Origin of the sequence: Propionivibrio limicola (assembly GCF_009469695.1) — a bacterium.
Classification (GTDB): domain Bacteria; phylum Pseudomonadota; class Gammaproteobacteria; order Burkholderiales; family Rhodocyclaceae; genus Propionivibrio; species Propionivibrio limicola.
Window position 1 is genome coordinate 70,023 of sequence record NZ_SSSR01000014.1, and the last position, 6,381, is coordinate 76,403.

Here is a 6,381-nt window from a genome sequence, read left to right on the forward strand (position 1 = left end):
GCAGGAAATCGGCTAAACCGTGCATTAAACATAATCAGAACTTGCGATGCGTGATGAATAGCGTCAGCTCCTTGAGCCGTTGGGCGCGGTCACCAAATACGTGCAGGGCGTCAAGCGCCTGTGCGTTGAGTTCGTCCGCGAAATCACGGGCGCGCTCTAGTCCCATCAGTGCCACGTAGGTTGGCTTGTCGGCGGCGGCGTCCTTGCCGGCTGTTTTGCCGAGCGTGGCCGTACTCGCCGTGCAGTCGAGAATGTCGTCGACGACCTGGAACAAAAGGCCGGCCCGCTTGGCGAAGCGGTCAAGTGCGGCCTGTTCTGCATCCGGAAGTGCATTGCCACAGAGAGACCCCAGTTGAACCGCGGCGCGGATGAGTGCCCCCGTTTTGAGCGCGTGCATGAGCTCGAGTTCGGGCAGGTCAAGCGGGCGGCCGACGGCGCCAAGATCGATGGCTTGGCCACCGGCCATGCCGAGAGAGCCACTGGCATGAGCCAGCAGCCGTACCATCTCGAGTTGCTGTGCCGGATTGCCAAGTTCGGTTCGGGTCAAAAGCTCGAAGGCCAGTGGCTGCAGGCTGTCTCCCACCAGCAGGGCTGTCGGTTCGTCGTATTCAACGTGACACGTCGGGCGTCCGCGGCGCAATACGTCGTCGTCCATGCAGGGCAGGTCGTCGTGGACGAGCGAGTAGGCGTGAATCATCTCGACGGCGCTGGCGACGATTTCCAGTCTTTCAGATGGGGCGCCGGTGATTTCGCCCGCCGCAAATGCCAGCAGGGGACGAACACGTTTTCCGCCGCCCAGCGTGGCGTAACGCATCGCCTGGTGCAGGCGCGCGGGGATCGCGTCGGCCGATGGGAGAAGGCGCGATAGCGCGGTTTCCATGCGCGACTGGACGGCCTGCATCCATTCGGGGAAGCTGGCGCTGGCGAAAGCGAAAGGTGTGGCCTTGAATGATGGAGTGCTCACTGGCTCTCTCCGTTGGTGATCTCAAAGTCCCGTAGCGTACCGTTTTCGAGGATTTGTATTTTGCGCTCCGCGTCGCTGAGTAGTTGCTGACAATGCATGAGGAGTTCACTTCCGCGGTGATACGCAGAAATGGATTCTTCAAGAGGAAGTTGTCCTCTTTCCATGTTCTGCACGATTTGTTCGAGTTCGGTGACCGCAGCCTCGAATTTTAGCTCACTCACCGGGGCGGGGCTGAGGTGGCCGGGATCGTTCCGGGCCTTATCTGTCGTGCTGGGGCGTGCCATGGCGAGAGGTCTGTAGAAACGACGGAAAATAGCGCAACAAGGGGTGTCAGGTCAATGAAGAATGCTTGTGCCTGCGCCGGAACAAACCCGTCTTCCGAGAGTGGTGCTAGACTGAAGTCAGACCGATGCTTTACTCCAGGAAAAAATAGAAAAGGAGACAGTCATGATCGTGATCCAGCAAGCGGCGCAACGTGTCGAGCTCAATGTTTACGGTGAGTTTACGCTCGCCGATTTCAAGGAGTTCGAAGAAGTCGTCAATTACAAAGTGAGATTTGAAGGAGCGGTTGATTTGCTCTTCAATTTGAGCGAAATGGTCGATTTCACGCTTGATGTGGCATGGGAGGATATTGTCTTTGCCCGCCAGCATGCCAACGATTTCAATCGGATCGCTATCGTTACCGATAGCCAATGGGTAACGTGGAGCGCTTGGTTGTCGCAGATTTTTGTCAAGGCGGAGATGCGTGTTTTTAGTGACGAAGCCGAGGCGCGCAGTTGGCTCGATGTCGGGGATGCAGAGGAGAGAGGCGAGTGACGCAGGAGTTTACGACGCTGGTTTCAAGCGAAGTCCTGTCCACGCATATGGACGACCCGGAGTGGCGGGTGTTCGATTGTCGCCATCAGCTGTCGGATGTGACGTACGGAGAAAAGGCCTACGCGCAAGGCCGAATCCCGGGCGCCTTCTTCACGCATCTTGACCGGGATCTGTCGGGTCCGATGAACGGTAAAAATGGCCGCCACCCGTTGCCGGAAGTTCAGTTGCTGGCGAAAAAATTGGGTGCTGCAGGGGTGAGTCGCAAGACGCAGGTCGTTGTCTACGACGACGATGGCGGTATGTATGCCGTGCGCCTCTGGTGGTTGCTTCGCTGGCTGGGGCACGACCGGGTGGCGTTGCTGGACGGCGGCATAAATCAGTGGGTGAAGGACGGGGGGCGATTGGCAACCGACGAGCCAGCTGCCGAGCCTGCTGTTTTTGAGATTGAGCAACGGAATTGGGGGGTTACCGCCGACGAGGTGTTGAACAACCTGAACGACGCGGCGTTCTTCCTGGTTGACGCGCGTGGCCCCGATCGTTTTCGCGGCGAAAATGAAACTCTCGACCCCGTTGGCGGGCATATCCCCGGCGCCCGAAACTATTTCTTCCGCAACAATCTCGACGCCGATGGGTGTTTCCGCTCGGCGGCCGAGTTGCGCCACGCGTATCTCGGTCTGCTTGCCGGGGTTGAACCTGCCCAAGTTGTCATGCAATGTGGTTCGGGAGTGACGGCGTGCCACAACTTGCTGGCCATGGAGATTGCCGGGCTTCGCGGGGCAAGGCTTTATGCCGGCTCGTGGAGCGAGTGGTGCGCAGACTCATCCCGGCCAATCGAATGTTAGGGGGCTGAATCGTTTGAGCCTGCTTTTCTTCAGCGGCGGCCTAAGCTGGGAAATTGGTGTTGACGGAATGGGGTGCAAGGGGAAGATTGCGATCGAGATTCGTCAGGGCCCAAAGAATGTGTTCCTGAACGATGTCCGGTTCCTTGTCCAAGCGGGATTCGAGCGCGGCGACCACGTCGGGGGTGGCGGAAGCGTTGCCGAGGGCGACGGCGATGTTGCGCAGCCAGCGCGCATGTCCAATCCGGCGGATCGGACTGCCGGCAAAACGCTCGGTGAATTCCGTTTCGCTCCAGGAAAAAAGACTGACCAAGGTTGGCGCGTCGAGCGCGTGGCGAACTGCAAAGTCATCGTGCCCGTGTTCGGCGAAACGGTTCCACGGGCAGTGCAACTGGCAATCGTCGCATCCATAAATCCGGTTGCCGATAAGTGGCCTCAATTCGGGCGGGATGCTGCCCGGCCATTCGATTGTCAGGTAGGAAATGCAGCGCCGTGCATCAAGTTCGTAAGGGGCTGTGATGGCGCCCGTCGGGCAGGCGTCGATACAGCGCTTGCACGTCCCGCAGTGCTCCTCGACGGGCCGGTCAGGTGGTAGCGGCAGTGAGATATAAATCTCTCCCAGGAAGTGGAAAGAGCCATTCCGGGTGAGTGTGAGCGTGTGCTTGCCACGCCACCCGATGCCCGCCTGAGTGGAAAATTCGACCTCCATGACGGGCGCGGAATCAGAGAAGACGCGATAGGCAAACGCAGTGCCCGAGGCGTTGTTTTTCACTTCCTCAGCAATGCGGTCTGCGAGCTTTTGCAGCATGTTCCGTACCGTCTTGTGATAGTCACGTCCCAGCGCATAACGTGAAATGTAGCCGAGCGCCGGCTCAGAAAGCACCTTGTCGCTGTCGGCAGCTGTCGGCCAGTACGGGAGGCGTGCGGAAATGACCGACCTCGTGCCGGGCAGAAGCTCGGCCGGGTTCGTTCGCAGCGCCGCATGTTTGGCCATATAATCCATGCCGCCGTGGCGGCCGAGTTCTAGCCAGTGTAGAAAACGGGGTGTTGCGCTGGAGGTGTCGGCCCGGGAAACGCCAATCTCGGCAAATCCGAGTTCGGTTCCCCATTCTTTTATTTTTTTGACCAGTGCCGAGAAATTCTCGATCTCGTCGGCTACTTGCTCGTTCCTGCAGTCGGAGTCCGTCTTTTGCATAGCCAGAATAGTAGCGTGAATGGTCCGTCGAGTGATGGCGCCGCGTCTTCAATTCTCAGTGTTCATCTGTCCGATGAAACCGCCACGGTCACTTTGGGGGAGCGGTTGGCGCCACTGATGAAACCGGGCATGGTCATCTGGCTCGATGGCGAGCTTGGTGCCGGTAAAACGACACTTGTGCGTGCGCTTTTGCGTGGGCTGGGCTATGGTGGGCCGGTGAAAAGCCCTACCTATGCGCTGGTTGAAGTTTACGTAATTTCGAGCATATACTGGTATCACTTTGATTTTTATCGTTTCAATGCGCCAGAAGAGTTTGAGGATGCCGGGTTGGGTGAGTATTTCCGTAAAGATTCCGTTTGTTTGGTCGAGTGGCCCGAGAAAGCGGCAGGCTACGTTCCAGCGTCGGATATCACCCTTCGATTCCGGTTTGACAGGAGTAGCCCAGAGTCCGGGCGCATTCTCGATCTGTCTGCAACGAACGAGGGCGGGCGGCTATGTCTGAACGAACTCAAACAACGACTGGAAAAAAGCTGGAAAAACGCCGGCAACTGATCAAGTTCGCCGGGGCGACGATGTTGCTCCTGGTGAGCCCGGTTGGGCGGGCGGCAACTGATCGGCGCGGTCCCGGAATCTTGGCGGTCCGCGTCTGGCCGGCGGCTGATTACACGCGTGTGGCGATCGAACACAGTCAGCCGTTGAAATATACGCATTTTACGGTGAAGAATCCCGAGCGGCTGGTGGTCGATCTTGAAGGGATCGAATTCAACAGCGTGCTGGAAAGTCTCTCTGGCAAGATATCGCCGGACGATCCCAACATCAAACTGCTTCGCGCCGGTCGCTACAAACCTGGCGTGGTGCGCCTCGTCATGGAGCTCAAGAACGAGGTTAACCCGCAAGTCTTTGTTTTGCCTCCTGTCGGTAAATATGGTCATCGTCTGGTGCTCGACGTCTACCCGATGGAGCCTCCTGACCCTCTCTTGCAATTGCTCGACAAGACGGAAGTTAAGGAAAGCGTCGCCATCGAATCGAAACCGAACACGGCACCTGCGGAAGGGCAGGTGGCGATGAGCGAGCCCGCCAAGAAAGCGCCACCTGAGGTGCCCAAGGAGCGAGTGCGTCAGGGCAAGCCGGTTGTCGATCGACTGGTCACGATTACCCTTGATCCAGGTCACGGCGGGGAGGACCCCGGTGCAATCGGGCGTGGCGGCAGCTACGAGAAGAATGTGACGTTGGAAATCGCCCGGCGCCTGAAGGCAAAAATCGATGCCGAACCCAACATGCGTGCCGTCCTGACTCGAGACACGGATTTCTTCGTGCCGCTTCAAATGCGGGTTCGGAAGGCACGCCGCGTGCAATCCGATTTATTCGTGTCGATTCACGCCGATGCGTTCGTGCGACCGGACGCCAACGGTTCCTCCGTCTTTGTGTTGTCGGAAAGTGGCGCGTCGAGTTCGGCCGCGCGTTATCTGGCGCAAAAAGAAAACGCGGCCGACCTTGTCGGCGGAGTCAACATTGGCGCGACGAAAGATCCGATGCTGGCGCGGACGTTACTGGATCTTTCCCAAACAGCGACGATCAACGACAGTCTGAAACTCGGGAAAGCCGTGTTGACGGAACTGGGCGGCATCAACCGTCTGCACAAACCGCACGTCGAACAAGCCGGGTTTGCCGTTCTCAAAGCGCCCGATATTCCGTCCATCCTCGTCGAGACGGCCTTCATATCGAATCCGGAAGAGGAAAAGCGTTTGAATGACGACGCCTATCAGGACAAGATGGCCGAAGCGATCATCTCCGGGATTCGGAAGTACTTCGTGAAAAATCCGCCGATGGCGAAATCGCGGCTGGCAAGGTTGGACTAACGTTCATTGCGACTGGCGCCACCCCGGATGATGAAAGAAACTACGGGGCGGAAGGCAGCGGGAAGAGGTCGCGCAATTTTTTGGCGGCTCGACCCCGCAAGCTAACGTGACCCGCCGAACTGACTCGCACCGTAAGCGTTCTGCCAACGCCGTCTTGAGCCGATGTGACTGATCGTCGAAGCTGGATTTAGCAGACGCCGCTGGGGTGTCTGTCTGATTCGATAGCGGGCACGATATGGACGGCAAGATGGACGGCGGAAGAACGCGAAGAACCCACAGTCACGAATTCAAGCGGAGCGTTGTTGAAGCGAGCCGGCAACCCGGAGCTTCGATTGCGGGTGTTGCGCGGGCGCACGGCCTGCATACCAACCTGCTGCAGAAATGGCGGCGCCAGTATTCCGGTGGACGTGCGCTGGCGATCCCCCATGCCCCGGCGCTGCTCCCCGTCACCGTCGTCGCCGATCTGGCAACGAGGGGCGCTGGCGAAGCGCCATCCTCCGGCCAAATCGACATCGAACTGGGGCGTGTCCGGGTCTCACTCTCGGGACGGGTCGATCTCGACGTCCTGCACACCGTCCTCGTCACGTTACGTCCGCGATGATCGGCCTGCCCAGCGGAACGCGCATCTGGCTCGCGGCCGGAATGACCGACATGCGCCGGGGATTCGATGGGCTGGCCGCGATGGTCCAGGAGAAACTGGGCGCTGAT

General features: G+C 58.8%; 9 protein-coding genes. 6 read left to right on the forward strand and 3 right to left on the reverse strand.

All coding sequences use genetic code 11. The annotated features are described in order from the left end of the window. Positions 1 to 34: 34 nt before the first annotated feature. Together GH659_RS10550 and xseB are read right to left on the reverse strand one after the other, a co-directional pair. Positions 35 to 901 (reverse strand): polyprenyl synthetase family protein, encoded by an 867-nt coding sequence (locus GH659_RS10550; RefSeq protein WP_153111378.1) that lies wholly within the window; start codon positions 899 to 901, stop codon positions 35 to 37. A gap of 59 nt (positions 902 to 960) precedes the next feature. Next, positions 961 to 1,248 (reverse strand): exodeoxyribonuclease VII small subunit, encoded by a 288-nt coding sequence (xseB, locus tag GH659_RS10555; RefSeq protein ID WP_153111367.1) that lies wholly within the window; start codon positions 1,246 to 1,248, stop codon positions 961 to 963. A 163-nt stretch (positions 1,249 to 1,411) separates the two neighbouring features. Here xseB and GH659_RS10560 point away from each other — a divergent pair, with 163 nt between their 5' ends. Together GH659_RS10560 and GH659_RS10565 are read left to right on the forward strand one after the other, a co-directional pair. After that, a complete protein-coding gene (locus GH659_RS10560) occupies positions 1,412 to 1,780 on the forward strand; it encodes a SpoIIAA family protein (protein WP_153111368.1) in 369 nt (122 codons plus the stop codon). Beyond that, positions 1,777 to 2,622, forward strand: coding sequence for a sulfurtransferase (locus GH659_RS10565; protein WP_211364196.1), 846 nt, complete (start codon positions 1,777 to 1,779; stop codon positions 2,620 to 2,622). Before GH659_RS10560 ends, GH659_RS10565 begins: the two co-directional genes overlap by 4 nt. A gap of 40 nt (positions 2,623 to 2,662) precedes the next feature. On the opposite strand, the gene queG is transcribed toward GH659_RS10565, so the two are convergent. Beyond that, on the reverse strand, positions 2,663 to 3,814 hold the full coding sequence (queG, locus tag GH659_RS10570; RefSeq protein WP_153111369.1) for a tRNA epoxyqueuosine(34) reductase QueG: 1,152 nt from the start codon (positions 3,812 to 3,814) through the stop codon (positions 2,663 to 2,665). Between the two features lie 15 nt (positions 3,815 to 3,829). Here queG and tsaE point away from each other — a divergent pair, with 15 nt between their 5' ends. The 4 genes from tsaE to tnpB form a co-directional block, all read left to right on the forward strand. Further along, positions 3,830 to 4,366: a tRNA (adenosine(37)-N6)-threonylcarbamoyltransferase complex ATPase subunit type 1 TsaE gene (tsaE, locus tag GH659_RS10575; RefSeq protein WP_153111370.1), complete on the forward strand. Its 537-nt coding sequence runs from the start codon at positions 3,830 to 3,832 to the stop codon at positions 4,364 to 4,366. Then, complete coding sequence (locus tag GH659_RS10580) at positions 4,309 to 5,673, forward strand: N-acetylmuramoyl-L-alanine amidase (RefSeq protein ID WP_153111371.1); 1,365 nt, start codon at positions 4,309 to 4,311, stop codon at positions 5,671 to 5,673. The genes tsaE and GH659_RS10580 overlap by 58 nt, the downstream gene beginning before the upstream one ends. A gap of 247 nt (positions 5,674 to 5,920) precedes the next feature. Next, positions 5,921 to 6,274, forward strand: a complete 354-nt coding sequence (tnpA, locus tag GH659_RS10585) for an IS66-like element accessory protein TnpA (protein ID WP_170285874.1) — start codon at positions 5,921 to 5,923, stop codon at positions 6,272 to 6,274. Continuing rightward, positions 6,271 to 6,381 (forward strand): IS66 family insertion sequence element accessory protein TnpB (tnpB, locus tag GH659_RS10590; RefSeq protein WP_211364199.1); only part of this gene is annotated, 111 nt, incomplete at its 3' end. The genes tnpA and tnpB, both read left to right, overlap by 4 nt.

Excerpts from the sequence above, each read along its gene's own strand:
- xseB (WP_153111367.1), bottom strand. The coding sequence starts at position 1,248 with ATGGCACGCCCCAGCACGACAGATAAGGCCCGGAACGATCCCGGCCAC.
- GH659_RS10580 (WP_153111371.1), top strand. The coding sequence starts at position 4,309 with ATGTCTGAACGAACTCAAACAACGACTGGAAAAAAGCTGGAAAAACGC.
- GH659_RS10560 (WP_153111368.1), top strand. The coding sequence starts at position 1,412 with ATGATCGTGATCCAGCAAGCGGCGCAACGTGTCGAGCTCAATGTTTAC.
- tnpA (WP_170285874.1), top strand. The coding sequence starts at position 5,921 with ATGGACGGCGGAAGAACGCGAAGAACCCACAGTCACGAATTCAAGCGG.
- GH659_RS10550 (WP_153111378.1), bottom strand. The coding sequence starts at position 901 with ATGCAGGCCGTCCAGTCGCGCATGGAAACCGCGCTATCGCGCCTTCTC.
- queG (WP_153111369.1), bottom strand. The coding sequence starts at position 3,814 with ATGCAAAAGACGGACTCCGACTGCAGGAACGAGCAAGTAGCCGACGAG.